General features: G+C 66.4%; 26 protein-coding genes. 19 read left to right on the top strand and 7 right to left on the bottom strand.

Going from position 1 to position 25,044, the window contains the following annotated elements; translation table 11 throughout:
- Window positions 1-98: 98 nt before the first annotated feature.
- From AB0876_RS23840 to AB0876_RS23830, 3 genes are read right to left on the bottom strand one after another with little or no spacing between them, the layout of a single operon-like run.
- A complete protein-coding gene (locus AB0876_RS23840) occupies window positions 99-392 on the bottom strand; it encodes a DUF503 domain-containing protein (protein WP_491840652.1) in 294 nt (97 codons plus the stop codon).
- A 3-nt stretch (window positions 393-395) separates the two neighbouring features.
- Window positions 396-944, bottom strand: a complete 549-nt coding sequence (gene lppK / locus AB0876_RS23835) for a lipoprotein LppK (protein ID WP_491840653.1) — start codon at window positions 942-944, stop codon at window positions 396-398.
- Between the two features lie 8 nt (window positions 945-952).
- A complete protein-coding gene (locus AB0876_RS23830) occupies window positions 953-1,456 on the bottom strand; it encodes an MTB12 family secreted protein (protein ID WP_491840654.1) in 504 nt (167 codons plus the stop codon).
- A gap of 145 nt (window positions 1,457-1,601) precedes the next feature.
- On the opposite strand from AB0876_RS23830, the gene arc reads away from it, so the two are divergent.
- Together arc and AB0876_RS23820 are read left to right on the top strand one after the other, a co-directional pair.
- Complete coding sequence (gene arc, locus AB0876_RS23825; RefSeq protein WP_491840655.1) at window positions 1,602-3,443, top strand: proteasome ATPase; 1,842 nt, start codon at window positions 1,602-1,604, stop codon at window positions 3,441-3,443.
- A gap of 259 nt (window positions 3,444-3,702) precedes the next feature.
- The gene (locus AB0876_RS23820) at window positions 3,703-4,839 is read left to right on the top strand and encodes a transporter substrate-binding domain-containing protein (RefSeq protein ID WP_491840656.1); all 1,137 of its coding nucleotides are present in this window, start codon (window positions 3,703-3,705) and stop codon (window positions 4,837-4,839) included.
- An 8-nt stretch (window positions 4,840-4,847) separates the two neighbouring features.
- Here the strand turns inward: AB0876_RS23820 and AB0876_RS23815 are convergent, their stop codons facing one another.
- Window positions 4,848-5,756 carry a LysR family transcriptional regulator gene (locus AB0876_RS23815; RefSeq protein ID WP_491840657.1) on the bottom strand — a complete coding sequence of 303 codons (909 nt, stop codon included), beginning with the start codon at window positions 5,754-5,756 and terminating at the stop codon, window positions 4,848-4,850.
- A 73-nt stretch (window positions 5,757-5,829) separates the two neighbouring features.
- Here AB0876_RS23815 and AB0876_RS23810 point away from each other — a divergent pair, with 73 nt between their 5' ends.
- From AB0876_RS23810 to prcA, 9 genes are all read left to right on the top strand, one after another.
- The gene (locus tag AB0876_RS23810; protein ID WP_491840658.1) at window positions 5,830-6,804 is read left to right on the top strand and encodes a DMT family transporter; all 975 of its coding nucleotides are present in this window, start codon (window positions 5,830-5,832) and stop codon (window positions 6,802-6,804) included.
- Between the two features lie 343 nt (window positions 6,805-7,147).
- Window positions 7,148-7,693 (top strand): diaminobutyrate acetyltransferase, encoded by a 546-nt coding sequence (gene ectA / locus AB0876_RS23805; RefSeq protein ID WP_491840659.1) that lies wholly within the window; start codon window positions 7,148-7,150, stop codon window positions 7,691-7,693.
- Window positions 7,694-7,741: 48 nt separating this feature from the next.
- A complete protein-coding gene (gene ectB, locus AB0876_RS23800) occupies window positions 7,742-9,028 on the top strand; it encodes a diaminobutyrate--2-oxoglutarate transaminase (RefSeq protein WP_526043094.1) in 1,287 nt (428 codons plus the stop codon).
- A gap of 14 nt (window positions 9,029-9,042) precedes the next feature.
- On the top strand, window positions 9,043-9,435 hold the full coding sequence (locus AB0876_RS23795; protein ID WP_491840661.1) for an ectoine synthase: 393 nt from the start codon (window positions 9,043-9,045) through the stop codon (window positions 9,433-9,435).
- 59 nt (window positions 9,436-9,494) lie between these two features.
- Window positions 9,495-10,364: an ectoine hydroxylase gene (thpD, locus tag AB0876_RS23790; RefSeq protein WP_491840768.1), complete on the top strand. Its 870-nt coding sequence runs from the start codon at window positions 9,495-9,497 to the stop codon at window positions 10,362-10,364.
- Window positions 10,365-10,373: 9 nt separating this feature from the next.
- On the top strand, window positions 10,374-11,882 hold the full coding sequence (gene dop, locus AB0876_RS23785) for a depupylase/deamidase Dop (RefSeq protein ID WP_064887177.1): 1,509 nt from the start codon (window positions 10,374-10,376) through the stop codon (window positions 11,880-11,882).
- Window positions 11,883-11,987: 105 nt separating this feature from the next.
- Window positions 11,988-12,182 carry a ubiquitin-like protein Pup gene (locus AB0876_RS23780; RefSeq protein ID WP_055114885.1) on the top strand — a complete coding sequence of 65 codons (195 nt, stop codon included), beginning with the start codon at window positions 11,988-11,990 and terminating at the stop codon, window positions 12,180-12,182.
- 59 nt (window positions 12,183-12,241) lie between these two features.
- Window positions 12,242-13,039 (top strand): proteasome subunit beta, encoded by a 798-nt coding sequence (gene prcB, locus AB0876_RS23775; protein ID WP_491840662.1) that lies wholly within the window; start codon window positions 12,242-12,244, stop codon window positions 13,037-13,039.
- Window positions 13,040-13,801, top strand: a complete 762-nt coding sequence (gene prcA, locus AB0876_RS23770; RefSeq protein WP_491840663.1) for a proteasome subunit alpha — start codon at window positions 13,040-13,042, stop codon at window positions 13,799-13,801.
- Here prcA and AB0876_RS23765 read toward each other — a convergent pair.
- Window positions 13,790-14,500, bottom strand: coding sequence for an SDR family NAD(P)-dependent oxidoreductase (locus tag AB0876_RS23765; protein WP_491840664.1), 711 nt, complete (start codon window positions 14,498-14,500; stop codon window positions 13,790-13,792). The genes prcA and AB0876_RS23765 overlap by 12 nt on opposite strands.
- A 55-nt stretch (window positions 14,501-14,555) precedes the next feature.
- On the opposite strand from AB0876_RS23765, the gene AB0876_RS23760 reads away from it, so the two are divergent.
- Window positions 14,556-15,185 carry a TetR/AcrR family transcriptional regulator gene (locus tag AB0876_RS23760; RefSeq protein WP_491840665.1) on the top strand — a complete coding sequence of 210 codons (630 nt, stop codon included), beginning with the start codon at window positions 14,556-14,558 and terminating at the stop codon, window positions 15,183-15,185.
- On the opposite strand, the gene AB0876_RS23755 is transcribed toward AB0876_RS23760, so the two are convergent.
- The gene (locus tag AB0876_RS23755) at window positions 15,114-15,551 is read right to left on the bottom strand and encodes a hypothetical protein (RefSeq protein ID WP_491840666.1); all 438 of its coding nucleotides are present in this window, start codon (window positions 15,549-15,551) and stop codon (window positions 15,114-15,116) included. The genes AB0876_RS23760 and AB0876_RS23755 overlap by 72 nt on opposite strands.
- Before the next feature lie 81 nt (window positions 15,552-15,632).
- Between AB0876_RS23755 and AB0876_RS23750 the strand changes: the two genes are divergently transcribed.
- On the top strand, window positions 15,633-16,316 hold the full coding sequence (locus AB0876_RS23750; RefSeq protein WP_491840667.1) for a TetR/AcrR family transcriptional regulator: 684 nt from the start codon (window positions 15,633-15,635) through the stop codon (window positions 16,314-16,316).
- Here AB0876_RS23750 and AB0876_RS23745 read toward each other — a convergent pair.
- Window positions 16,296-17,420, bottom strand: coding sequence for a baeRF11 domain-containing protein (locus AB0876_RS23745; RefSeq protein WP_491840668.1), 1,125 nt, complete (start codon window positions 17,418-17,420; stop codon window positions 16,296-16,298). The two genes, AB0876_RS23750 and AB0876_RS23745, sit on opposite strands and share 21 nt — an antisense overlap.
- Window positions 17,421-17,565: 145 nt before the next feature.
- Here AB0876_RS23745 and pafA point away from each other — a divergent pair, with 145 nt between their 5' ends.
- The 6 genes from pafA (at window position 17,566) to AB0876_RS23715 (ending at window position 25,042) form a co-directional block, all read left to right on the top strand.
- Complete coding sequence (gene pafA / locus AB0876_RS23740; protein WP_088304178.1) at window positions 17,566-18,924, top strand: Pup--protein ligase; 1,359 nt, start codon at window positions 17,566-17,568, stop codon at window positions 18,922-18,924.
- Window positions 18,925-18,942: 18 nt separating this feature from the next.
- A complete protein-coding gene (locus tag AB0876_RS23735; protein WP_526043093.1) occupies window positions 18,943-19,932 on the top strand; it encodes a helix-turn-helix transcriptional regulator in 990 nt (329 codons plus the stop codon).
- A gap of 31 nt (window positions 19,933-19,963) precedes the next feature.
- Entirely contained in the window at window positions 19,964-20,968 is a 1,005-nt protein-coding gene (locus AB0876_RS23730; RefSeq protein WP_491840670.1) for a helix-turn-helix transcriptional regulator, read from the top strand.
- 30 nt (window positions 20,969-20,998) lie between these two features.
- Window positions 20,999-21,250, top strand: a complete 252-nt coding sequence (tatA, locus tag AB0876_RS23725) for a Sec-independent protein translocase subunit TatA (protein WP_491840671.1) — start codon at window positions 20,999-21,001, stop codon at window positions 21,248-21,250.
- Window positions 21,251-21,327: 77 nt separating this feature from the next.
- The gene (tatC, locus tag AB0876_RS23720) at window positions 21,328-22,284 is read left to right on the top strand and encodes a twin-arginine translocase subunit TatC (RefSeq protein ID WP_491840672.1); all 957 of its coding nucleotides are present in this window, start codon (window positions 21,328-21,330) and stop codon (window positions 22,282-22,284) included.
- Window positions 22,274-25,042, top strand: a complete 2,769-nt coding sequence (locus AB0876_RS23715) for a DEAD/DEAH box helicase (RefSeq protein ID WP_526043092.1) — start codon at window positions 22,274-22,276, stop codon at window positions 25,040-25,042. The genes tatC and AB0876_RS23715 overlap by 11 nt, the downstream gene beginning before the upstream one ends.
- Window positions 25,043-25,044: the final 2 nt, after the last annotated feature.

Genomic DNA, 25,044 nt, shown 5'->3' with positions numbered 1-25,044 from the left:
TGCATAGCGGTTGCTTCGTGGCCGCAATCACTGCCCTCAGGTCGAAAACGGCGCGCCTGGCGATCCGCGCGCTGACGGTCGATCCCAGCGCTGACGGGTCAGTCTTCGCTGTGGTGCAGGCCCCGCCGGGTGGAGAGCAGCTCGAGTTCGGGGCGGCCGGCCACCATCCGCTCGGCGGCATCGAGCACGTCGACCACGTGGTGACGGTCGGCGGCGACGAGAGCGACGCCGATGCCGGCGCGGCGGTGCAGATCCTGGGTTCCGGTTTCGGCCGCCGACACCGCGAGCTTGCGCTGAAGCTCGGCGATCACCGGTCGGATGACCGAGCGCTTCTGTTTGAGCGAATGCACGTCACCGAGCAACAGGTCGAACTCCAGCCAACCGATCCACATGAGTCAGCGGGGCGGTGTCGGGGCGGGCGGTGTGGATGCCTCGGCACCCGCACCCATGACCAGCAACATGTCGGCGGTGTGTCTGGTCAATTGCCAGCCGTCGCCGTGCGGGGTGAATTCCATCGGGAAGCTGAAGGTGCGGTCCGAATGCTCGCCGCCCGCGGTGGCCTTGACGGTTGCCACCACGTTCTTCGGCTCGGTCGGCGAGAAGGCCAGGTCGGTGGCCTCGAAGGTCAGCGGCATGAAGCCGTTGTCGGCCAATGCACGGCCGAACTTGTCCAGCGCCGCGGCGTCCTCGGCGGTGCCCTGTTCCACCAGGACCACCTTGTCGGCTCCGGGGACGTTGACGTCGGCCAACCGGTCCAGCACCCCGGTCAGCGCCTCGGGGGCAGGCAGCGGTGCCGAGGGCGGTGCCGCCGGCATGGTCGTCGACACCGCGCTGGTGGTCGGGTGTGATCTCTTGGCCGGGTGCTCGCCACTACTACACCCGCAGAGCCCAAGTGCCGCCACGATCGTGGCGGCACTCAGGACTGCGATACGGCTGTGGTTCAACTACCTACTCAGCCGACAGAGGACAGCAGGTTCAGGGCCGACCCCTTGGAGATCTGCCAACCGGTCGGGCTCGGGCCCGCCACGAACTGGATGTTCTGGGTGGCGGTGCCGCCGGTCGCCGAGGTGGCGGTGACGTCGGCGTAGGCCACGCCGCCCTGGTCATCGATGTTGGCGATGTCGAAGGTCAGCGGGAACTTTCCTTCAGCGGCGGCCTTGCTGTACGCGCGGTCGGCGGCGATGCTCTCGATCCGGCCGATGCCGCCCTGGATGTAGGGGGCCTTGCCGCTGAACGAGCCGCCGCTGGCGAGCGCCTGCAGGGTCTGCACCAGTGGCGACGCCAGGTCCGGTGCCGGGGTGGCCGGCAGGGGCGCGTCGAACACCACCGGCTGGATGGCCGGGGCGGCCGACATGCCGCTGGATGCAATAGAAGTCACACCCGCCGCTGCTCCGCCCACCACGGCGGCGGCAGCAGCTGCGGTGATAAAGCCGGTAACGAGGGTTTTCAAGGCCACGATTGTCCTTTCGATCGGACCAACTGAACTAAGAGGCTAACAGTGGTGCTGGTGTGTCTCGTTCCTAGAGCGCACACAATGGCTGAATCGCCGGTAGCGTTGAAGTTGTTACTGCACCAACTTACGGTGCGGGAGGGAGCGCAATATGAGTGAGTCAGAGCGTTCGGACGGCCATGCCGAGAGTTTCTCGGCCGGCCACCCGCAACCCATGTCCAGCGATGATGCCGCCGAGCTCGAATCGCTGCGCCGTGAGGCTGCGGTTCTGCGTGAGCAATTGGAGAATGCGGTAGGGCCCCAGAGTGGGCTGCGAAGTGCCCGTGACGTCCACCAGCTTGAAGCCCGGATCGACTCGCTCGCATCGCGCAACGCCAAGCTGATGGACACCCTCAAGGAAGCCCGCCAGCAGTTGCTCGCCCTCCGCGAGGAGGTGGACCGGCTGGGCCAGCCGCCCAGTGGCTACGGCGTGCTGCTCGGCACCCACGAGGACGACACCGTCGACGTGTTCACCTCCGGCCGCAAGATGCGACTCACCTGCTCTCCGAACATCGAGACCTCCTCGCTCAAGCAGGGCCAGACGGTCCGGCTCAACGAGGCGCTCACCGTGGTCGAGGCGGGCAACTTCGAGTCTGTCGGCGAGATCAGCACGTTGCGCGAGATCCTGGCCGACGGACACCGAGCCCTGGTGGTCGGGCATGCCGACGAGGAACGCATCGTCTGGTTGGCCGAGCCTCTGATCGCCGCCGAGGACCTGCCAGAAGATTCCGACGGCGCTCTCGACGACGGCCGGCCCCGCAAACTGCGTCCCGGCGATTCGCTGCTGGTCGACACCAAGGCCGGGTACGCCTTCGAGCGGATTCCCAAGGCCGAGGTCGAGGACCTGGTGCTCGAAGAGGTGCCCGACGTCAGCTACAACGACATCGGTGGTCTGGGTCGGCAGATCGAGCAGATCCGCGACGCCGTGGAGCTGCCCTTCCTGCACAAGGAGCTCTACCGGGAGTACTCGCTGCGGCCGCCGAAAGGTGTGCTGCTCTACGGTCCGCCCGGGTGCGGCAAGACGCTCATCGCCAAGGCGGTGGCGAACTCGCTGGCCAAGAAGATGGCCGAGGTTCGTGGCGACGACGCCCGCGAGGCGAAGAGCTACTTCCTCAACATCAAGGGCCCCGAGCTGCTGAACAAGTTCGTCGGTGAGACCGAACGTCACATCCGGCTGATCTTCCAGCGTGCCCGTGAGAAGGCGTCCGAAGGCACCCCGGTGATCGTGTTCTTCGACGAGATGGACTCGATCTTCCGTACCCGCGGCACCGGCGTCAGTTCAGATGTCGAGACAACGGTTGTGCCGCAGCTGCTTTCGGAGATCGACGGCGTGGAGGGGCTGGAGAACGTCATCGTCATCGGCGCCTCCAACCGCGAGGACATGATCGATCCGGCGATCCTGCGGCCCGGCCGCCTGGACGTCAAGATCAAGATCGAGCGGCCCGACGCCGAGTCGGCGCAGGACATCTTCTCGAAGTACCTGACCGAGGCGCTTCCGGTGCACGCCGACGATCTCGCCGAGTTCGGTGGCGACCGGTCGCTGACGATCAAGACGATGATCGAGAAGGTCGTGGACCGGATGTACGCCGAGATCGACGACAACCGGTTCCTGGAGGTCACCTACGCCAACGGTGACAAGGAAGTCATGTACTTCAAGGACTTCAACTCCGGCGCCATGATCCAGAACGTCGTCGACCGGGCGAAGAAGAACGCCATCAAGAGTGTGCTGGAGACCGGTCAGCCCGGTCTGCGCATCCAGCACCTGTTGGATTCGATCGTCGACGAGTTCGCCGAGAACGAGGACCTGCCCAACACCACCAATCCCGATGACTGGGCCAGGATCTCGGGCAAGAAGGGCGAGCGGATCGTCTACATCCGCACGCTCGTCACCGGGAAGAGCTCGTCGGCGAGCCGTGCCATTGATACCGAATCGAACCTGGGCCAGTACCTGTAGTAGCGGAGGTCGGGGGCCGTGCACCCGCCACGGTTCCCGGCCGGCCGCCCACACCGCCGGGCAGCGATGCCGCCCCCGGGCGGCACCGACCCCATCCACGGATCGAATCCTGGGTCAATGCATGCCATTTCGCGCTGTTTGCGGTGCCCTCAGACGCGCTTCCTGAACTCTGACTCGCGCTGAACATGTTGATGGCAACCAACCGCCGTGGCCTGACGGGCTAGGGTGGTGGGCTGCCACAACAGGAGGGTGATGTCCCGTGAGCCGGCGGTATCTCGGACTGGCGATGCTGATGTTCTTGCTCTGTCTGATGAACGCGATTGCGCCCCGGGCGTCGGCACAACCTGAACCGGAACCGGACCCTCGATCCATCACTGTCGCCGTCCATGCTCTCGAGCCGTTTGTCATGGAGACCGGCAGTGACACCCTCACCGGGTTCTCGATCGATCTGTGGGAGGAGATCGCCCAGCGTCTCGACTGGGAGAGCGACTATCAGAAGTGGGACGACGTTCGCGGCCAATTGCAGGCCGTGGCAGATGGCAAGGCAGAGGTGGCGATCGGGGCGATCTCCCTGACTTCGGCGCGGGAGAGGATGTTCGACTTCTCCCAACCCACCCTCGACGCGGGGCTGCAGATCATGGTGCCGGTGCACGACACCACCCCGTCCACACCCGGACTGGCCGGGTTTCTGGGCCTGATCTTTTCCAAAACCATGCTGGTCTGGCTGATGGCGGCGGTGGTGGTGAGTGTGTTGCCCGCGCACATCTTCTGGCTGGTGGAACGGCGGCACGCGAGTCCGGCCGTGTCCCGCGCGTACTTGCCTGGCATTTTCCAGTCGTTCGGGTGGAGCGTTGGTTCCCTGGTCGGTCGGAGCAGCACCGCACCGCGGCGCTGGGTCACCAAATCGTTGGCGATCCTGTGGGGTTTCGCCGGAATCGTCTTCGTCGCGTTCTACTCGGCCAATCTGACGGCCACACTCACGGTTGCGAAGCTGGAATCGAAGATCAGCGGACCCGCCGACCTGTACGACAAGACTGTCGCCACCGTCGCGGACACCACCTCGGCGTCCTACCTACGCGGCATGGGGGTGAGCGCCACCGAGATGCACTCCATCGAGGAGTGCTACGAGGCCTTGCGTGAAGATGGTTACGACGCAGTGGTTTTCGATGCCCCGGTGCTTCGATACTATGCCGCCCATCGCGGTGACGGCGTCGGGGTGATGGCAGGCCCGGTGTTTCAGGACGAGAACCACGGGTTCGTCTTCGCCGTCGGAAGCAAGCTCCGCAAACCGATCGACCAGGCGCTGTTGCGAATGCGTGAAGACGGTTCCTACGACATGATCAAGGAGAAATGGTTCGGCGACGACGTCGCCACCTCGGCGGCCAATCCGAACTGACCGGGTGGTCAGTCCGGGACGGTGGCCGAGGGGATGTCCGCGCCGATCGCAGCCAGCTCCTCGAGCACGACGGAGACGGCCGGGCGCGCCGCCGCGCCCGTGCGGGTGACCGCCTCCACCCGGCGGGCCACCGAGATATCGGTGATCGGCAGCCGCACCAGCTCGCGGGTCAGCCTCACGTAGCGGGGCATCAGGGCGATCCCGGCGCCCACCTGTACCAGCTCCTCGACCACGCGGAAATCGTTGATTCGCTGCGTGATTCGTGGTTGGACGCCGGACAGGATCGCTATCGAGTTGAGTACGTCGTCGACCATCAGTCCACCCTCGACGCCGATCCAGCGTTCGTCGGCCAGGTCGGCCAGCCTTACCTGATCCCTGCCGGCGAAGCGGTGCCCGGCGGGTACCACGACATCCAACGGCTCGCGTAACAGTTCTTCTGCCTCGAAGCGCGGGCCCCAGGAGGCGGGGTCGCGCTCGTCGCGGTGGACCACCACGACATCGAAGTCGGCCAGTTGTGCCGGTGCCCGGGACGCCGGCACGTCGACGTCGCGCCCGAGCACCTGGACCCCGCGCTCGGCCGCCCGGATGACCAACGGGGCCAGCAGCATTGCCGCACCAGAGGGGAAGAACGACACACTGACCGTGCCCCGGGGAGTGCTGCGGTAGGCGTCCATCTCGCTCCGGGCCCGGTCCAGTGCCGCCAACACGGCGTCGGCGTGGCCCACCAGGACCTGTCCGGCATCGGTCAGACGTACCCGTCTGCCCTCGGGTTCGATCAGCGGTACGCCCGCCTCGCGTTGCAGGATCTTGAGTTGCTGTGAGACCGCCGAGGGCGTCATGGACAGCACCTGGGCCACCGCGGCAACGGTGCCGTGGTCGGCGAGTTCACGCAGCATCCGCAGGCGTCCGGCATCCATAAAGTAATGCTACATATAAACAGTAGAAACATTAGCTTGACTGAACTATTGGGCAGGCGACACGCTGATTCGCATGACCCGTCGCACCGACCTCTGTTTGCTTGCCGTGGCGGTGGTGTGGGGTTCGAGCTACCTGGCCACCAAGGAAATCGTCACGGCGCAAACGGTTTTCGTGATACTGGTGGTGCGGTTCGCGGTCGCGGCCACGGTGCTGGCCGCGGTCGTGTCCCGGCGGTTGCCGGAGCTGACCCGCACCGAGGTGGTTTCGGGCGTCGTCGGTGGGGGTCTGCTGGCTGCCGTCTGTGTCGCCGAAACCTATGGTGTGACAATGACTTCGGCGTCCAACGCCGGGCTGATAATGGCGCTCACCATCGTGGCCACGCCGGCGATGCAGCGCCAGCGGGTAGACCACCGCTTCTATCTCGCGGCGACGCTGGCGGTGATCGGTTGTGCGTTGCTCACTCAATCCGGCGGCCTGACCGTCCCGCGCACCGGGGACATCGTGATGGTGATCGCCGCCCTGTTGCGGGCGGTCCACGTCACCGTCATGGCACGCTTCTCCGACGGCCGCGGGATCGATTCGGCACGAACCACTTTGGTGCAACTGCTGACGGTTGCTGCGGTGGCGTCGGCGCTGTGCGTGGCGTCTGGGCAGTCGGTCGTCGCGACGACGGTCGCCCACGGCCCGGCTGAATGGGCCCTTGTCGGCTACCTGGCGCTGGCGTGCACGGTGTTCGCGTTCCTGGTCCAGCTGCGGGCGCTGAGCACGACCAGCCCGGCCAGGGTCAGCCTGCTGGTGGGTACCGAGCCGCTGTGGGCCGGGATCTTCGGCGTCGCCTTCGCCGGCGATCCCGTCACCGGTGCCGGCAGTGCCGGGGCCGTACTGGTGGTGACCGGTGCCGGCTGGGGGCGGATGGTGCTGGGCTACGGATCACGTGGTGTTGCCCGTAGTGCGATCCGGCGAGCAACGCGGAGCCGTCGATTGCAGGGGAAAGGTCCGAGGCTATTCGATCGGGACATTATCGTGCGCCACACCAGCGATTATTAAATTTCGATTGGAATTTTTCCAATGAAATGTTGTCGGGAAATGGTTGCGGATGCGTTCGGTTGACCTGTTCGGGTCGGCGTGGGGGACTGGGTGGAGACGGCCGCGGGCGACGAGCTGGTACCCCCGCCCAAGTGTAACGATTAGATAACGGTGCTAACGCTTTTCTGAGATTGACGAATGTCGAAGTTAATGCAGGTCAAGAGCTGTCTCTGTAGACGTATCTGCGCGCCAGGAGGAGTGTCGGCGCTTGATCCCGGCAGGGCGGTGTGCTTACGTCGAGGGCACCGATGGCATGAAACTGACGATGATCGTTGAGAAGTTCGGTGGTGACTTTTAACTCGATATGCACGTTTTAGAAAGCGTCCCGGGGCGCCATTCCCGGGAAGAATTCCTGCGCCAACCACGGGGTACCGATGCCATTGGCATCCGTGACCTCGCGGAAGCTACCGGGGTGCTGGATGTGAATTCCACTTACGCCTATCTGTTGCTGGCGACCGATTTTGCTGCCACGTCAATAGTGGCCGAACGTGACGGTGACCTGCACGGATTCATCACGGGTTACCACCCTCCGCCGCGACCCGATGTCCTGTTCGTATGGCAGGTGGCCGTGGCGCCGTCGGCGCAGGGCGGGGGACTGGCAAGCACCATGCTCGACGCGCTCGTCCACCGGGTGCGGTCGCAGCGTGACGGGCGTCCGGTCACCGTGGAGGCCACGGTCGCCCCCGGCAACACCGCGTCACGCGCATTCTTCGGCGCCTTCGCGCGCCGTCACGGCGTCCCCCTCGTCGAAGATCCGCACTTCGGATCCGACCTGCTCGATGCAGGCGGAGCGCACGAGGATGAGCCCATCCTGCGGATGGGGCCGATCACCACACCGCTTTCGCGCTGAAATCAATTATCTGATAACCATTTTGATCCGAATTGGAAGGATTGTCCCTTGCTGCTCGCAACGACAGCTCCCCTGACCGAATCTGACCTGCCCGACGTCTTCAGCTCGGTGGAATCCGAGGTCCGCAGTTATTGCCGTGGCTGGCCCACCGTGATGAACAGCGCCTCGGGCTCCTGGGTGACCGACACCTCGGGACGCACCTACATCGACTTCTTCGCCGGGGCCGGGGCGCTGAACTACGGCCACAACAACGCCGCCCTGAAGGAGCCGTTGCTCGAATACCTTGCCTCCGACGGCATCGTGCACTCGCTGGATATAGCGACGGCGGCCAAGCAGCGCTTCCTGGAGACCTTCGAGCAGCTCATCCTGCGGCCGCGAGGGCTCGACTACAAGGTGCAGTTCCCGGGGCCGACCGGAGCCAACTCCGTCGAGGCGGCGCTCAAGTTGGCCAGGAAGGTGACCGGCCGCGAGTCGGTTATCAGCTTCACCAACGCATTTCACGGCATGACGCTCGGAGCACTGTCGGTCACCGGAAACTCGATGAAGCGCGCCGGTGCCGGTATCCCGCTGGTGCACGCCACCCCGATGCCCTACGACAACTACTTCGGTGGAGTCACCGAGGACTTCCAGTGGTTCGAGCGGGTGCTCGATGATTCGGGCAGCGGGCTCAACCGACCTGCCGCGGTGATCGTCGAAACCGTCCAGGGCGAAGGCGGACTCAACGTCGCACGGATCGAATGGCTGCGTGCCCTGGCCGAACTGTGCCGCAAGCGCGACATCCTGTTGATCGTCGATGACGTCCAGATGGGTTGCGGTCGCACCGGGCCGTTCTTCAGCTTCGAGGCAGCCGGCATCGTGCCGGATATCGTCACGATATCCAAGTCGGTCAGCGGATATGGCCTGCCGATGGCGCTCACGTTGTTCCGCCGCGACCTGGACGTGTGGGCGCCGGGGGAGCACAACGGCACCTTCCGCGGGCACAACCCGGCTTTCATCACCGCGACGGCGGCGATCGAGACATACTGGGCGAACGATGAGTTCAGCGCCGACACGGTTGCCAAGGGCGAGCTGGTCCGAGTGCGGCTGGAGGAGATCGCCGCTGCCCACGACGGAGTGACCGCCCGTGGCCGTGGCATGGCCCAGGGTCTCAAGTTCGTCGAGGCGGACCTGGCCGGTAAGGCGTGCCGGGCCGCCTTCGACCGCGGTGCGCTGATGGAAACCAGCGGTCCGTCCGACGAGGTGGTCAAACTTCTACCGCCGCTGACCACGACGCCTGCCGAACTGTCGGAGGGGCTCGACATCCTCGCCGAGTCCGTCGCCGTCACGCTGGCCTGAGGGGGGCTTGAAACATGATTGTTCGTACCACTGCTGAGATCACCGGGACCGATCGCGATGTGGCCGACGCCAGCTGGCGATCGAAGCGCATCATCCTGGCCGGTGACGGCGTCGGTTTCTCGTTCCACGAGACCACCATCGAGTCGGGTTCGGTCAACGAGTTCCACTATCAGCACCACGTCGAGGCGGTCTGGGTGATCGAGGGCACCGGCACGCTGACGGATTTGGAGACCGGGCAGGAGTATCCGCTCGCCGACGGAACCATGTACCTGCTCAACAACAACGACCGCCACCGGGTCACCTGCGATCAGCAGCTGCGCATGCTGTGCGTGTTCAACCCTCCGGTGACCGGGCGGGAAGTGCACGACGAGAACGGTGTCTACCCGGCGCCGCAGTCGGTGGCATGACGGCAGTTCATCGAGGAGCCGAAAGCGGATCACGCATCGGCTTGCCCAACGAGGAACGGATGGATCACTACCCGACCCGGCTCGACCACGCCATCGAGCCGATACCGCGTCGCGAGCCTGTGGTGTGGGGTGGCGCGGCCGACGGTCCGCTCAGCCAGCCCCACCTGGACGGCTTCTCCGAGTATGGGTACCTGGTGGCGCCGGAGACCGTGTCGGATGACTGGCTCCCGCTGCTCCGCCATGAAATGGACCGGATCGCAGCGGATCTGGACACCGATGACCCGCGGGTGATCCGGGAGCCGGGTGGCACGATCCGGTCGATCTTCGAACCGCATCTGCTCAGCGACCTGGTCGCACAGGTGGTCCGGCTCGACACGGTGTTACCGGTCGCGCAGCAACTGCTGGGCGGCGACGTCTACATCCATCAGGCCAGGATCAACCTCATGCCCGGCTTCACCGGGACCGGGTTCTACTGGCATTCGGACTTCGAGACCTGGCATGCCGAGGACGGCATGCCGGAGATCCGCGCGGTCTCGTGCTCGATCGCCCTGACCGAGAACTACCCGTACAACGGGTCACTGATGGTGATCCCCGGATCGCACCAGACGTTCTACCCGTGCGTCGGCGCCACGCCCGAGGACAACCACGACACGTCACTGGTCGCCCAGAACATCGGCGTGCCCGATCAGACGACGCTGACCAAGGCCGTCGACGAGCACGACATCCACCAGTTCACCGGTCCGCCCGGTACCGCGCTGTGGTTCGACGCGAATCTGCTGCACGGCTCGGGGTCCAACATCACCCCGCTGCCGCGCTCGAACGTGTTCCTGGTGTTCAACTCGGTGGACAACGCGCTGACCGACCCGTTCGCGGCCAAGCGGCCACGGCCCGAATACCTGGCGGCTCGGGGCGCACAAGCCGTCACCTAGGCTGGCCCCATGCAACGGATCATCGGAACAGAGGTCGAATACGGCATCTCCTCGCCGTCCGATCCGACTGCCAATCCGATCCTGACGTCGACTCAGGCGGTGCTGGCGTACGCGGCGGCCGCCGGGATCCAGCGCGGCAAGCGCACCCGGTGGGACTACGAGGTCGAATCCCCATTGCGCGACGCCCGCGGGTTCGACCTGTCCCGGGCCTCGGGGCCGGCCCCGATCGTCGACGCCGACGAGGTCGGCGCGGCGAACATGATCCTCACCAACGGTGCCCGGCTGTATGTGGACCACGCCCACCCGGAGTACTCGGCGCCCGAGTGCACCGACCCGATGGACGCGGTGATCTGGGACAAGGCCGGTGAGCGGGTGATGGAGGCCGCCGCCCGCCACGTCGCCAGCGTGCCTGGGGCGGTCAAGCTTCAGCTGTACAAGAACAACGTCGACGGCAAGGGCGCCTCGTACGGGTCGCACGAGAACTACCTGATGAGCCGTCAGACCCCGTTTTCCGCGGTGATCGCGGGGTTCACCCCGTTCCTGGTGTCGCGGCAGGTGGTGACCGGCTCGGGCCGTGTCGGCATCGGGCCCTCGGGGGACGATCCCGGCTTCCAGTTGTCGCAGCGGGCGGATTACATCGAGGTCGAGGTCGGCCTGGAGACGACGCTCAAGCGCGGCATCATCAACACCCGCGACGAGCCGCACGCCGATGCCGACAAGTACCGCCGGTTGCACGTGATCATCGGTGACGCCAACCTGGCGGAGACGTCGACCTACCTGAAAGTCGGCACCAGCTCCCTGGTGCTCGACCTGATCGAGGAAGGCCCGCAGTTCGGGCTCGACCTGTCCGATCTCGCGCTGGCCCGTCCGGTGCACGCCGTGCACGTGATCAGTCGTGATCCGTCGCTACGGGCCACGGTGGCGCTGGCCGACGGCCGGGAGATGACCGCCCTCGCGCTGCAGCGGGTCTACCTGGACCGGGTGGCCAAACTGGTGGACAGCCGGGACCCGGACCCGCGGGCTGCGCATGTCGTGGAGACCTGGGCCCATGTGCTGGACCTGCTCGAGCGCGACCCGATGGAATGCGCCGAGATCCTGGACTGGCCGGCCAAGCTGCGGTTGCTGGAGGGCTTCCGGAACCGCGAGAACCTGGCCTGGTCGGCGCCGCGGCTGCACCTGGTCGATCTGCAGTACTCCGATGTCCGGCTGGACAAGGGCCTGTACAACCGGTTGGTCGCCCGCGGTTCGATGAAACGCCTGGTCACCGAGCAGCAGGTGCTCGACGCCGTCGACAACCCTCCGACCGACACCCGCGCCTACTTCCGGGGTGAATGCCTGCGTCGATTCGGTGCCGACATCGCCGCGGCGAGCTGGGACTCGGTGATTTTCGATCTCGGCGGCGATTCGCTCGTCCGGATTCCGACCCTGGAGCCGCTGCGGGGAAGCAAGGCCCATGTCGGTGCTCTGCTGGATTCCGTGGACAGCGCGGCCGAACTCGTCGATCAACTCACGAACTGACCATCTGGACCGGTGAGCTATCCCCGGCAATCGGGGTGCCGACCGGTACTGTGGAAGAACCGGTTGGGCGGTTAGCCCAGCCGATGACAATTGCAGGAGGCAGCGATGGCTCAAGAGCAGACCAAGCGTGGCGGTGGCGGCGGCGAGGATGACGACCTCCCGGGTGCATCCGCTGCCGGCCAGGAGCGTCGCGAGAAGCTGGCTGAGGACACCGACGATCTGCTCGACGAGATCGACGACGTGCTGGAAGAGAACGCAGAAGACTTCGTGCGTGCATACGTCCAAAAGGGCGGCCAGTGACCTGGCGCGAAAACCTGTCTCTGCCCCGACCAACCCTCTCCGGTACCCAATCTGTAGCCATGGACCTGTCGTCTTTCTCTGAACTGCTGCGCCGGCAGGCCCCCGAGCTGTTGCCGGTCAATCGTGTCGCCGACGGCACGATCAACCCCACCAACGCGGTGCCGCACGGGACCACCATCGTCGCGATCAAGTACCCCGGAGGGGTGCTGATCGCCGGTGACCGCCGCTCGACTCAGGGCAACATGATCGCCGGGCGCGACGTGCAGAAGGTGTACATCACCGACGACTACACCGCGACGGGCATCGCAGGCACCGCGGCCATCGCCGTGGAATTCGCGCGCCTGTATGCCGTGGAACTGGAGCACTACGAGAAGCTCGAAGGCGTTGCCCTGACCTTCCGCGGGAAGGTCAACCGGCTGGCCATCATGGTGCGCGGCAACCTCGGTGCGGCACTGCAGGGTTTCGTGGCCCTGCCGTTGCTGGTCGGTTTTGATGTTGATGCCAGCGATCCGCAAAGTGCGGGCCAGATCGTGTCCTTCGACGCGGCAGGTGGCTGGAACATCGAAGAAGAGGGCTACCAGTCCGTGGGCTCCGGGTCGATCTTCGCCAAATCGTCGATCAAGAAGCTCTATCCCGGTGTGGTGGATGCGGATTCGGCTCTGCGGGTGGCCATCGAGTCGCTCTACGACGCCGCCGACGACGACTCCGCCACCGGCGGCCCCGATCTGGTGCGCGGCATCTATCCGACTGCGGTGACCATCGGTGCCGAGGGAGCCGCGGAGATCACTGAGGAACGCATCGCCGAGCTGGCCCGCGACGTCATCGCGCGCCGGACCCGGACGGGCGGTGAGGGGTAAATGAGCTTCCCGTACTTCATCTCGCCTGAGCAGGCGATGCGTGAGCGTTCCGAACTGGCGCGCAAGGGCATTGCCCGCGGGCGCAGCGTCGTGGCGTTGGCGTATGACAGCGGTGTGCTGTTCGTGGCAGAGAACCCGTCGCGGTCGCTGCAGAAGGTCAGCGAGCTCTATGACCGGGTCGGTTTTGCCGCGGTCGGCCGGTTCAACGAGTTCGACAACCTGCGGCGCGGCGGAATCCAGTTCGCCGACACCCGCGGGTACGCCTACGACCGCCGCGATGTGACCGGCCGTCAGCTGGCCAACGTCTACGCGCAGACGCTGGGCACCATCTTCACCGAGCAGGCCAAGCCTTACGAGGTTGAGCTGTGCGTGGCCGAGGTGGCGCACTACGGCGAGACGAAAGCCCCTGAGCTGTACCGCATCACCTATGACGGGTCGATCGCCGACGAGCCGCACTTCGTCGTGATGGGCGGCACCACGGAGCCGATCATCGCCGCGCTGAACGAGTCGTACAGCGAGAACCCCGACCTGGGTGCGGCGGTCAAGATCGCCGTGGAGGCGTTGAGCGCGAGCGGCAACGGCTCTGAGCCTCGGACTCTCGGTCCCGCGACACTCGAGGTGGCCGTCCTCGATGCGACCCGGCCGCGTCGGTGCTTCCGTCGGATCACCGGGGCCGCGCTGGAAGCGCTTCTGCCCGAGGCTGTTTCGGACAAGCCGGCCGCTGATGAGCCGTCGGAGAAGCCGAAGAAGTCAGGAAAGTAGGTTGATCACCGCTTCGGCCTCCGTGCCGTCGCGGTAAAGACCCCACGCCAGCTCCGCCAGTTCGTCGGGATTTATCGTCGGCAGGTCGGCGTTACCCGCCATCGCTCGGTGGATGTCACCGCGCTCGATGAGTCCGCCGATGGTGATGGTGCCGGCATAGACACCGACGGGTCGGAGGGCGGCGTGCAGGGTGACCGCATAGTTGCGCAAGGCGGCCGCCGCGAGTGCCAGGCCACCGAGTGGGGGCATCGGCACCACGCTGCTCAGTCCGCCTGCGAACAACAACCCGCCGGTGCCGCGTTCACGCATCTCGGGTAGGAGCCGGCTCGCGAAGTCGACCGCAGGCACCACGCTGTTCAGTGCGGCGCGGGCGCCGGTGGCGTCGAGATCGGCGATGTCTTCGGTGGGTGCCGTTTCGAATGCGGCCGGGCCGTAGTAGCCGACGTCGATGCGTCCGAAGCGTTCGCGCACCGCACCCAATGCCGCCGCGAGTTGTCCGGAATCGTTCGCATCGGCCACGTAGGCCGCGGCCTCCACGCCGTTGCCGGTCAGGGCCGCCAGGTAGTCGGGGTGACGTGCGGGGGACCGGGAGATCAGGGCCACGCGGTGTCCGGCGGCGCCGAAACGCTGAGCAATCGACAGTCCGAGCCCGGGTCCGACGCCGAGCACCACCAGGACCGGAGACGAAGTTGAGGTCATACTCAACTTACTAGCATAAGTTGAGTGCTGTCTCAACTTCGCTATGCTGGGCGACATGTCGGCGATGCGTGCAGATGCGGTCCGCAACCGGGACCGTTTGGTGGCGGCAGCCGCTGAGCTCTTCACCGAACGAGGCGTCGACGTACCGCTCGACGAGATCGCCCGTGCGGCCGGCGTCAGTATCGGCACGCTCTACAACCACTTCGCGAATCGCGGGGCACTCCTGGATGTGGTGCTGTCCGACCGGTTGGCCGTCATCGACCGGTTGGCGAGGCAGGCGCTCGACGACGTCGACCCGTGGCGGGGATTCGTCGGATTCCTCGACGGGCTGTTCACGATGCAGGCGTCCGACCGCAGCATCAACGACGCGGTGGCCAGGAATCCGGTCGGTGCCGTCGACGTCGCGGGCGAATGTGGCCGAGCCGGTGGGCTTCTCGAGGCCGTGGTGGGCCGGGCCAGGGCTGCCGGGGTGTTGCGCCCCGACTTCGGTGCCGATGACCTGGCCACGTTGATGTGGGCCATGTCGAAAGTGATCGCGATGGCCGACGGTGACGACGCCGTGTGGCGGCGCCACCTGGGGTTCGTGCTGGACGGGCTGAGGAGCCCTGCCGGCTCACCTGCTGTCGGTGGTCTCGGGGCGCCAGCCGACGTAGGTGAACCACAACCCCATGGCGGTCAGGAGTAGGAAAAAGCACCGCGCCGCGATCAGCAGCCCGGGGCTGGCCACGGTGGCGTCGGCGCCGGATTCGACGGCCGAGGGGATGGCCATCATGGCGGCCCCTCGCAGTGCGACGAACCAGCCGAACAGGGAGATCAGCACCGCCGTCACGCTGTACCAGTACTGGTGGAACGCGATCACGACCAGTCCCATCAGCAACATGGCGGCGCCCAGGATCCAGGGCAGGATGCCGCTGGTGAACAGGTCGCCGAGCAGGGTCTGCAGGGTGGGCAGCCGGATCGCGATGATCACGGTGGCAACGGCGACGAAGGGGCCGAGGACCCGGGCGAACGCGCGGGTGCGTTGTCGGGCCTGCGGGGTGGGTTGCGGCATGTGCGGCTCCTGATTGATAAACCGACTGACGGTCTATTTTTAGGCTAGGCTCGGACTGCGCCCAACGTCAATGGAGGATTCGTGGCACGCCAGGTGAACCCCGCCGAACACGCCGCCCGGCGTCGGGAGATCCTCGATGCGGCCCTGCGGTTGATGCACGACAAAGGCTACGAGGCGATGACGATCGAGGACCTGCTGGCCGCATTGCAGATCTCGAAAGGCGCGCTGTACCACTATTTCCGCTCAAAGCGCGCCCTGCTCGAGGGGGTCATCGAGCAGATGGGTGAGAGCGCCACCGCCCGGTTGGCCGGCATCGTCGAAGACCCGCACCGCAGTGCGCTCGACAAGATGCACGCCTACTTCGACGGATCGAGGGCCTGGAAATCGGAGAGTGCCACCGAGGTGGCAACCCTGATCCGGTTGTGGCACGACGAGAACAATGCGCTGTTGCGGCAGAAGATGACCCAGGGCTCGATGCGCACCACCGCGCCCATGCTGGAGGCGATCATCCGCCAGGGGTGCGCCGAAGGCGTCTTCGACACCGACTACCCGCACGAGGCGGCAGGCATCCTCATCGGCATGGGGCTCCACCTGGCCGATGCGTTCATCGACGCCATCGAGGCAGACGGCGCCGTGGGTTCCGACATCAGCGGGCCGCATGCCCAGAAGGTGGTGGGTGCCTACCTGCAGGCGTTCGAACGCATCCTCGGTGCACCGGCCGGGTCACTGCACGAACCGGCGTCGTCAGCTCAGGGGGAAACGTAGTTTCGCGACCGCGGTCTGGTTCCAGATGCCGGCGGTGATCTCGTCGGGCCGGACGGCGTAGGCCGCACCGCCGTTGTCGAGTACCGTCACCGCGACTCGGGACAGCACGTCATAGCCGGAATCGTCGTAGTGCAGCGCTCCGGTGGCGGCTTCGATCCGGCCCACCACATCGACGGTGAAGTTGTACACCAGCGTGTCCACCGCCCCGGCCGTCGCGGCCCGGGTGATGTCGCCGAGATCGGTGGCCACTAGTCCCTTGCTGATGTCGTTGCCCAGCTCGTCGACCCAGGCGCTGGCCTGTTCGGCGTTCAGGGCGGGCAGCGACTCACGGATGGCGCCGTCGATCTGATCGGGCCGCAGCTGGTCCGCTGCACCGGGCACCGCCACGATCTGGCGCTTGTGGTCGAGCCCGCGGTACATGTCGAGCAGCGGGTCGGTCGCGAACAGGTACAGCGGCCGCGTCGATGACGGATCGAGTTGCCCCAGTTCGCCGTCCACCGCATCGGCGACCCGCTTGGCGTACTGCTCCAGCAATAGCTTCTTGCCCTCGTCACCGACCAGGCGCCGCACATGCCCCCGGTCGCGCACGGTGGCCCGGTTGGTCGCATCGGCGACGTCGGCCGCGTACTCGCCGGTGAGCTCCAACTCCTCGGCCCGCGTGCTGGCGGTCGCCTGCCACAGGTTCCAACCGTCGGCGGACAGCGTCAGCGCATATGCGTCCTGCGGTGTGGTGACCGCCCGCACCAGCTGGCCGATGTCGAAGTAGCTACCCACCTGCAGCTGGCTCTCCAGGGCGTTGGGTAGGACGTAGACCTCATGGAAGTCGTCGGCGATGAAGATGGCCACCGAACGGGACAGGCTCAGCCACAGTTCCGATTCGGCGATCTCGTTCCACCGTGATCGCAGCTGTTCCTCCACGGCATGGCGCGCCCCGGATTCGCGGATCGTGCGCAGGGCCCGGTCCACCGCGCTCTTCGCGGTGAGCACGCTCTTCTCCCGCTCGTCCGGTCCCGGTGCGGTTTCCGCGTAGACCGTGATGGCGTTCTCGTGAGGCTCGCCAAGGCGGATCAGGTCGGCAACATCGGGCAGTTCGTAGCGGGTCATCACCACTCCTTTGCGCGGACTCCTTTCGGTCCATCTTCCCGTGACTTGGGCTGACCAGGGTCAAAAGTCCCAGATCGGTGGCGCCACGAACACGATGACGGTGCTTGCCCACCGTTACCGTGAACCACCCCGTAAGCTCGTTAGCGTGCAGCGACGAATCATGGGCATCGAGACGGAATTCGGTGTGACCTGCACGTTCCATGGCCATCGCCGGCTCAGTCCCGACGAGGTTGCCCGCTATCTGTTCCGGCGGGTGGTGTCGTGGGGCCGCAGTTCCAACGTCTTCCTCCGAAACGGCGCCCGGTTGTATCTCGACGTGGGTAGCCACCCCGAGTACGCGACCGCCGAGTGTGACAACCTGACGCAGCTGGTCACCCACGACCGCGCCGGTGAGCGCGTCCTGGAAGATCTGCTGATCGACGCCGAGCAGCGCCTGGCCGACGAGGGCATCGGCGGCGACATCTATCTGTTCAAGAACAACACCGACTCGGCGGGCAACTCCTACGGTTGCCACGAGAACTACCTGATCGTGCGGGCCGGCGAGTTCTCCCGGATCTCCGACGTGCTGCTGCCGTTCCTGGTAACCCGACAGCTCATCTGCGGTGCGGGCAAGGTGTTGCAGACGCCCAAGGCCGCCACCTTCTGCCTGAGCCAGCGCGCCGAGCACATCTGGGAGGGCGTCTCCAGCGCGACGACGCGCTCGCGGCCGATCATCAACACCCGTGACGAGCCGCACGCCGACGCCGAGAAGTACCGCCGGCTGCATGTCATCGTCGGCGACTCCAACATGTGCGAGGCCACCACCATGCTCAAGGTGGGCACCGCCTCGCTGGTGCTGGAGATGATCGAGGCCGGCGTCCCGTTCCGGGACTTCTCCCTGGACAACCCGATCCGGGCCATCCGCGAGGTCAGTCACGACCTGACCGGTCGTCGTCCGGTGCGGCTGGCCGGTGGGCGGCAGGCCAGCGCCCTGGACATCCAGCGGGAGTACTACAGCCGGGCCGTGGAGTACCTGCAGACCCGTGAGCCGAGCACCCAGATCGAGCAGGTGGTCGATCTGTGGGGCCGCCAACTCGACGCGGTCGAGAGCCAGGACTTCGCGAAGGTCGACACCGAGATCGACTGGGTGATCAAGCGCAAGCTGTTCCAGCGCTACCAGGATCGCTACAACATGGAGCTGTCCGATCCGAAGATCAGCCAGCTCGACCTCGCCTACCACGACATCAAGCGCGGTCGCGGGGTGTTCGACCTGTTGCAGCGCAAGGGGCTGGCGTCCCGGATCACCACCGACGAGGAGATCGACGCCGCGGTCAACACGCCGCCGCAGACGACGCGGGCCAAGCTGCGTGGCGAGTTCATCAGTGCGGCACAGGAAGCCGGCCGGGACTTCACCGTGGACTGGGTGCACCTCAAGCTCAACGACCAGGCTCAGCGCACCGTGTTGTGCAAGGATCCGTTCCGATCGGTCGACGAGCGGGTCAAGCGCCTGATCGCCAGCATGTGAGCTCTAAGCTTTCATCTCGTGGCGGTATCCAAAGTCGAGCGGTTGATAAATCTTGTCATCGCGTTGTTGTCCAGCGATCGGTTCCTGCCTGCCGACAAGGTCCGCAAGATCGTCCAGGGCTACGAGGACAGTCCCACCGATGAGGCGTTCTCCCGCATGTTCGAGCGCGACAAGAACGAACTGCGCGACCTCGGGATCCCGTTGGAGACGGGCCGGGTTTCCAAGTTCGACTCGACCGAGGGCTACCGCATCAACCGCGAGGAATATGCATTGCCCGCGGTCCAGTTGACGGGCGATGAGGTGGCGGCGGTCGCGGTGGCCACGCAGTTGTGGCAGTCGCCCGAGTTGATCACTGCGACGCAGGGGGCGCTGCTGAAGCTGCGTGCGGCCGGCGTGGACGTCGATGCCGACGGGGTCGGTGTCGCCATTGCGTCGACTGCGACGCTGCCCGGGTTGCGCGGTTCTGAAGAAGTGTTGCGAATCCTGTTGGCGGCGATCGACTCCGGGCATGCGGTGCGGTTCCGGCACCGTGCCTCGCGCAACGCCGAACATACGAGCCGCACCGTCGAGCCCTGGGGCGTCGTCACCCATCGCGGCCGGTGGTACCTGGTGGGGCATGATCGCGACCGCGACGACACCCGTACTTTCCGTCTTTCCCGCATCGATGCCGACGTGAGCACCATCGGACCGGCAGGTGCGGTGGCCAAGCCCGAGGGGGTGAACCTGCGCGACATCGTCGCCCGCGCGGTCGCCGAACAGCCGACCGGGGAGCAGGCCAGGGTGTGGATCGCCGGCGGACGTGCCACCGCGCTGCGCCGCCAGGCCATCGAGACCGTACCGCGCACGCTGGGCGGGCGCGCAGGGGAGGAGATCACCGTCGACATCGGAATGTCGGACCGGCTGGCCCGTGAGATCGCCAGCTACGGCGTCGATGCCGTAGCGCTGGAACCACAGTCGTTGCGTGAGGACGTGGTGAGTAGGTTGCGGGCGCAGGTGGTCCGGGCATGAGGGTCAGCGAGGAGCCGAAGGCGGATCGCGCATGAGTCAGGTCTCGACCCGGCTGGTCCGGATGCTCAACATGGTGCCGTATTTCCAGGCCAACCCGAAGGTGACGCGTGACGAGGCAGCAGCCGCGCTGGGGGTCACCCGCAAGCAGCTTGATTCCGATCTCGAGCAGCTCTGGATGTGCGGGCTCCCCGGCTACAGTCCCGGCGATCTCATCGACTTCGACTTCGAAGGCGACACAGTCGAAGTCACGTTCAGCGCGGGTGTCGACCGCCCGCTGCGACTGACGTCCACAGAAGCCACCGGAATCCTGGTGGCGCTGCGGTCGCTGGTCGACGTTCCCGGCATGGTGGATCCGGAGGCCGCGCGCAGCGCCATCGCCAAGATCGAATCCGCGGCAGGCACCCAGCGCGCGGCCCTCGAGGAGTCCGGTTCCGACGAGAGCATGCCCCAGGAAACCGGGGCGGCCGCGGCGGTCCGCGCTGCCGTGCGGGACGCCCGCGCGCTGACCCTGGAGTACTACTCGGCGTCGCGTGACTCGCTCACCACCCGCACGGTGGACCCGATCCGCGTGGTGCTGATCGGCGACAACAGTTATCTGGAGGCGTGGTGTCGCACCGCCGAGGCGGTCCGGATGTTCCGGTTCGACCGGATCGTCGCGGCCGAGCGTCTCGCCGATCCGTCGGCGCCACCGTCGCCGGCGGTACAGGCCGGCACAGACACCTCGCTGTTCGATCCCGACACCGCGGACCCGTCATTGCCGTCGGCCACCCTGCTGATCGACTGCTCCGCGGCGTGGATGTTCGACTACTACCCGTTGCGGGTGGTCAATGAATTGCCCGACGGGGCGTGTGAGGCAGTGATGACCTACGCCTCGCCCGAGTGGATGGCGCGCTTTCTGCTCGGGTTCGGTTCGGCGGTGCGGGTGTTGGCCCCGCCGGACCTCTCACAGCGGGTACAGGAATCTGCCGGTGAGGCTCTGCGCGTCTACGACGCGGTGGCGCCGCACGCCTACGACGCCGGCGACACACGCGCGTAGACTCAGCACAGACGTCTGGAGGTAACCAAATTGGGTGGTCTACAACCCTGGCACTGGATCATTGTCATCGCGGTGTTCGTGCTGCTTTTCGGCGCCAAGAAGCTGCCGGACGCGGCCCGGTCGCTCGGTAAGTCGATGCGGATCTTCAAGTCGGAGATCAAGGAGATGCAGTCGGATTCTTCCGGGTCTTCGGCCGACGCGCCGCAACCGGCGAAGCCGATCACGTCCGAGCGGGTCGAGACTCCCGCCCCGGAGCAGTCCCCGGACCGCCACACGGCCTGACCGGTCCGGCAACCGATCGCGGTCATCGCCCCGCGATGCCGTGTCGCGTCTACGACCAGGCCTCTTAGAACACGCCCGTGACCTCCGGATTCATCAAGAAGCTCGATCCTCGCCGCCGCCGTTCGCGGGTCAACCCCGACGGCACGATGTCGTTGGTCGACCACCTGCACGAACTGCGCAATCGTCTGCTGATCGCGGTGGCCGCAGTTCTGGTCACCACCATCTTCGGATTCCTGTGGTACACCCACGGTTTCTTCGGCGTGCACAGCCTGGGCGAATGGCTGCGTGGTCCCTACTGCTCGCTGCCGGATTCGGCCCGGGCGACCATCGCCCCCGACGGGGAGTGCCGGCTGTTGGCGACCGGCCCGTTCGACCAGTTCATGCTGCGCCTCAAGGTGGCGTTGGCAGCCGGCCTGGTGATGGCCTGCCCGGTCTGGCTGTACCAGCTGTGGGCGTTCATCACCCCGGGTCTGTACAAGAAGGAACGCCGGTTCGCGATGGCGTTCGTCGGGGTCGGCGCGGTGTTGTTCATCACCGGTGCGGTCCTGGCCTACGTGGTGCTGGCCACGGCCCTCGGCTTCCTGCTGACCGTCGGCAGTGACGTACAGGTCACCGCGCTGTCAGGCGAGCAGTACTTCGGATTCCTGATCAACCTGCTGCTGGTGTTCGGCATCAGTTTCGAATTCCCGCTGCTGATCATCATGCTCAACCTCGTCGGCATGCTCAGCTACGAGCGGCTGAAGGCGTGGCGCCGCGGACTGATCTTCGGGTTGTTCGTGTTCGCGGCGTTCGCCACGCCCGGCTCGGACCCGTTCACCATGCTGGCGCTGGCCTGCGCGCTGAGTCTGTTGCTGGAGTTCGCCATCCAGGTCGCCCGGATCAACGACAGGCGCAAGGCCCGGCGCGAGGCTCTGGAGGTGCCGGAGGACGAGGCCGCGCCGATCCCCACGGTGGAGCCCGTTCCGAGACCCGACCCGGTGACAGCGCCGGACTCGGGGGCACCGAGGATCGGCATCGACGACGATGCCACCTGAGTCGGGTGATCAGAACGGTGGCGAACTGACCAAGTTCACCGCCGAGTACCCGTTCGCACTCGACGATTTCCAGCTCCGTGCCTGCCGCGCGCTGGAAAGCGGCCACGGCGTCCTGGTGTGTGCGCCCACCGGGGCGGGCAAGACCGTGGTCGGCGAGTTCGCCGTGCACCTGGCGCTGGCGGCCGGCGGCAAGTGCTTCTACACCACACCGATCAAGGCGCTGAGCAACCAGAAGCACAACGACCTGGTGGCCCGCTACGGTGCGGACAAGATCGGACTGCTCACCGGCGACCAGTCCATCAACGGTGACGCCGACATCGTGGTGATGACCACCGAAGTGCTTCGCAACATGCTGTATGCGAATTCGCCTGCACTGCACGGACTTTCCTACGTCGTGATGGACGAGGTGCACTTCCTGGCCGACCGGATGCGCGGGGCGGTGTGGGAGGAGGTGATCCTGCACCTGCCGGAGGAGGTGCTGCTGGTCAGCCTGTCGGCCACCGTCAGCAATGCCGAGGAGTTCGGTGGCTGGATCCAGACCGTCCGGGGTGACACCACCGTCGTCGTCGACGAACACCGGCCCGTCCCGCTCTCCCAGCACATGCTCGTCGGCCGGCGACTGTTCGATCTGTTCGAGGGCACGAACAGCACGCTCGTCGACCCGGACCTGTTGCGCCACATCAGCCATCGGCGTGAGGCCGACCGACTGGCGGACTGGGAACCACGGGGCCGTGGACGTGGTCGGGGCGGGGGTCGTCCCCAGCTGTACCGGCCGCCCAGCCGGCCCGACGTCATCGCCACCCTGGACGCCGCGGGGCTACTGCCCGCCATCACCTTCGTGTTCTCGCGGGCCGGCTGCGACGCGGCCGTCCAACAGTGCCTGCGTGCACCACTACGGCTGACCACGGACGAGGAACGCGGCCGGATCTCCGAGATCGTCGACCGGCGCTGCGCCGACCTGGCCGAATCCGACCTGATCGTGCTCGATTACCACCAGTGGCGGGAAGGCCTGCTGCGCGGCCTTGCCGCCCACCACGCCGGCATGCTGCCGGTGTTCCGGCACACCGTGGAGGAACTGTTCACCGCGGGCCTGGTCAAGGCGGTCTTCGCCACCGAAACCCTGGCACTGGGAATCAACATGCCCGCTCGCACCGTGGTGCTGGAGCGGCTGGTGAAGTTCAACGGCGAGCAGCACGTTCCGTTGACACCGGGGGAGTACACCCAGCTGACCGGACGGGCCGGGCGCCGCGGCATCGACGTCGAGGGCCACGCCGTGGTGCTGTGGCGGCCCGACGACAGCAACGCCGAACCTGCCGAGGTCGCCGGCCTGGCTTCGACCCGAACTTTCCCGTTGCGCAGCTCGTTCGCCCCGAGCTACAACATGACGATCAATCTGGTGCAGCAGATGGGCCCCGAGCAGGCCCACAAACTGCTGGAACGGTCCTTCGCCCAGTACCAGGCGGACCGGTCGGTGGTCGGGCTGGTGCGCGGGATCGCGCGAGGTGAACGGATGATGGGCGAGCTGGCGGCCGAACTCGGCGGTAAAGACGCACCGATCCTCGACTACGTCCGGTTGCGGGCCAAGATCGGTGAGCGTGAACGTGCGCAGTCGCGCGCCTCACGCCTGCAGCGACGTAGGGCGGCCACGGACGCGTTGGCAGCGCTGCGCCGTGGCGACATCATCACCATCACCCAGGGCCGCCGCGGCGGACTGGCGGTCGTGCTGGAGCCTGCCCAGCGCGACAGCGACGACCCGAGACCACTGGTGCTGACCGAACATCGCTGGGCCGGCCGGATTTCGTCGGCCGACTATTCGGGCGCCTCGGCGCCGCTGGGTGCGATGACGCTACCCAAGCGGGTGGAGCACCGGCAGCCGCGCGTACGCCGGGACCTCGCGTCGGCATTGCGGTCGGCCGCGGCCGAGCTGTCGTTGCCCTCGAAGCGCTCGAGCCGTGGCGCCGCTGCCCCCGAACGTGACGTCGATCCCGAACTCGCCGGCCTGCGTGCCGAGTTGCGGGATCATCCGGCACATCAACAACCGGGCCGTGAAGCGCAGGCCCGGATCGCCGAACGCTATCTGCGCATCGAACGCGACAACGCCCAGATTCAGCAGAAGGTGAACGCGGCGACGAACTCACTGGCCCGCACCTTCGACCGGATCGTGGCGCTGCTCAGCGAACGTGGCTTCATAAAAGCGGACAACGACGGAGAACTGAAGCCGGATCTCAGGGTCACCGATGCCGGCCGGCTCCTGGCCCGGATCTACAGCGAGAGCGATCTGCTGGTCGCCGAATGCCTCCGCGGCGGTCAGTGGCAGGGCCTGCAGCCGGCGGAACTGGCCGCGGTGCTCTCTGCCGTCCTGTTCGAGTCGCGGGGAGACACGGCGGGCGGTGTGCTCGGTGTCGACATTCCCACCGCGGGCCTGCGCCGCGCGCTGGCCCAGACCCGGCGGATCTCGGCGGACCTGCGGGGCGACGAGCAGCGCCACCGGCTGGCCCCGGGCCGCGAACCCGACGAAGGATTCGTCACCGCCGTCTACCGCTGGGCCACCACCGGTGATCTGGCAGCGGCCCTGGCCGCCTCCGACGTCGGGTCGGGTTCGGCGCTTTCGGCGGGCGATTTCGTGCGGTGGTGCCGCCAGGTGCTCGATCTGCTCGACCAAGTCCGTAACGCCGCGCCGCAATCCGCGCTGCGCAATACCGCGAAACGCGCTGTCAACGATGTTCGGCGCGGCGTTGTTGCTGTTGATGCGGGGTAGGG

The organism is Mycobacterium sp. NPDC049093 (assembly GCF_040704635.1).
Lineage (GTDB): Bacteria > Actinomycetota > Actinomycetes > Mycobacteriales > Mycobacteriaceae > Mycobacterium.
Note: the sequence above shows the minus strand (reverse complement) of the source record. Positions and strands in the feature narration are given on the sequence as shown.

Bases quoted from the DNA above. Each gene is read 5' to 3' on its own strand.
- AB0876_RS23840 (WP_491840652.1), bottom strand. From the start codon at position 392: ATGTGGATCGGTTGGCTGGAGTTCGACCTGTTGCTCGGTGACGTGCAT.
- arc (WP_491840655.1), top strand. From the start codon at position 1,602: ATGAGTGAGTCAGAGCGTTCGGACGGCCATGCCGAGAGTTTCTCGGCC.
- AB0876_RS23815 (WP_491840657.1), bottom strand. From the start codon at position 5,756: ATGGATGCCGGACGCCTGCGGATGCTGCGTGAACTCGCCGACCACGGC.
- AB0876_RS23810 (WP_491840658.1), top strand. From the start codon at position 5,830: ATGACCCGTCGCACCGACCTCTGTTTGCTTGCCGTGGCGGTGGTGTGG.
- ectA (WP_491840659.1), top strand. From the start codon at position 7,148: ATGCACGTTTTAGAAAGCGTCCCGGGGCGCCATTCCCGGGAAGAATTC.
- AB0876_RS23795 (WP_491840661.1), top strand. From the start codon at position 9,043: ATGATTGTTCGTACCACTGCTGAGATCACCGGGACCGATCGCGATGTG.
- thpD (WP_491840768.1), top strand. From the start codon at position 9,495: ATGGATCACTACCCGACCCGGCTCGACCACGCCATCGAGCCGATACCG.
- dop (WP_064887177.1), top strand. From the start codon at position 10,374: ATGCAACGGATCATCGGAACAGAGGTCGAATACGGCATCTCCTCGCCG.
- AB0876_RS23780 (WP_055114885.1), top strand. From the start codon at position 11,988: ATGGCTCAAGAGCAGACCAAGCGTGGCGGTGGCGGCGGCGAGGATGAC.
- prcB (WP_491840662.1), top strand. From the start codon at position 12,242: ATGGACCTGTCGTCTTTCTCTGAACTGCTGCGCCGGCAGGCCCCCGAG.
- prcA (WP_491840663.1), top strand. From the start codon at position 13,040: ATGAGCTTCCCGTACTTCATCTCGCCTGAGCAGGCGATGCGTGAGCGT.
- AB0876_RS23765 (WP_491840664.1), bottom strand. From the start codon at position 14,500: ATGACCTCAACTTCGTCTCCGGTCCTGGTGGTGCTCGGCGTCGGACCC.
- AB0876_RS23760 (WP_491840665.1), top strand. From the start codon at position 14,556: ATGTCGGCGATGCGTGCAGATGCGGTCCGCAACCGGGACCGTTTGGTG.
- AB0876_RS23755 (WP_491840666.1), bottom strand. From the start codon at position 15,551: ATGCCGCAACCCACCCCGCAGGCCCGACAACGCACCCGCGCGTTCGCC.
- AB0876_RS23745 (WP_491840668.1), bottom strand. From the start codon at position 17,420: ATGACCCGCTACGAACTGCCCGATGTTGCCGACCTGATCCGCCTTGGC.
- AB0876_RS23730 (WP_491840670.1), top strand. From the start codon at position 19,964: ATGAGTCAGGTCTCGACCCGGCTGGTCCGGATGCTCAACATGGTGCCG.
- AB0876_RS23715 (WP_526043092.1), top strand. From the start codon at position 22,274: ATGCCACCTGAGTCGGGTGATCAGAACGGTGGCGAACTGACCAAGTTC.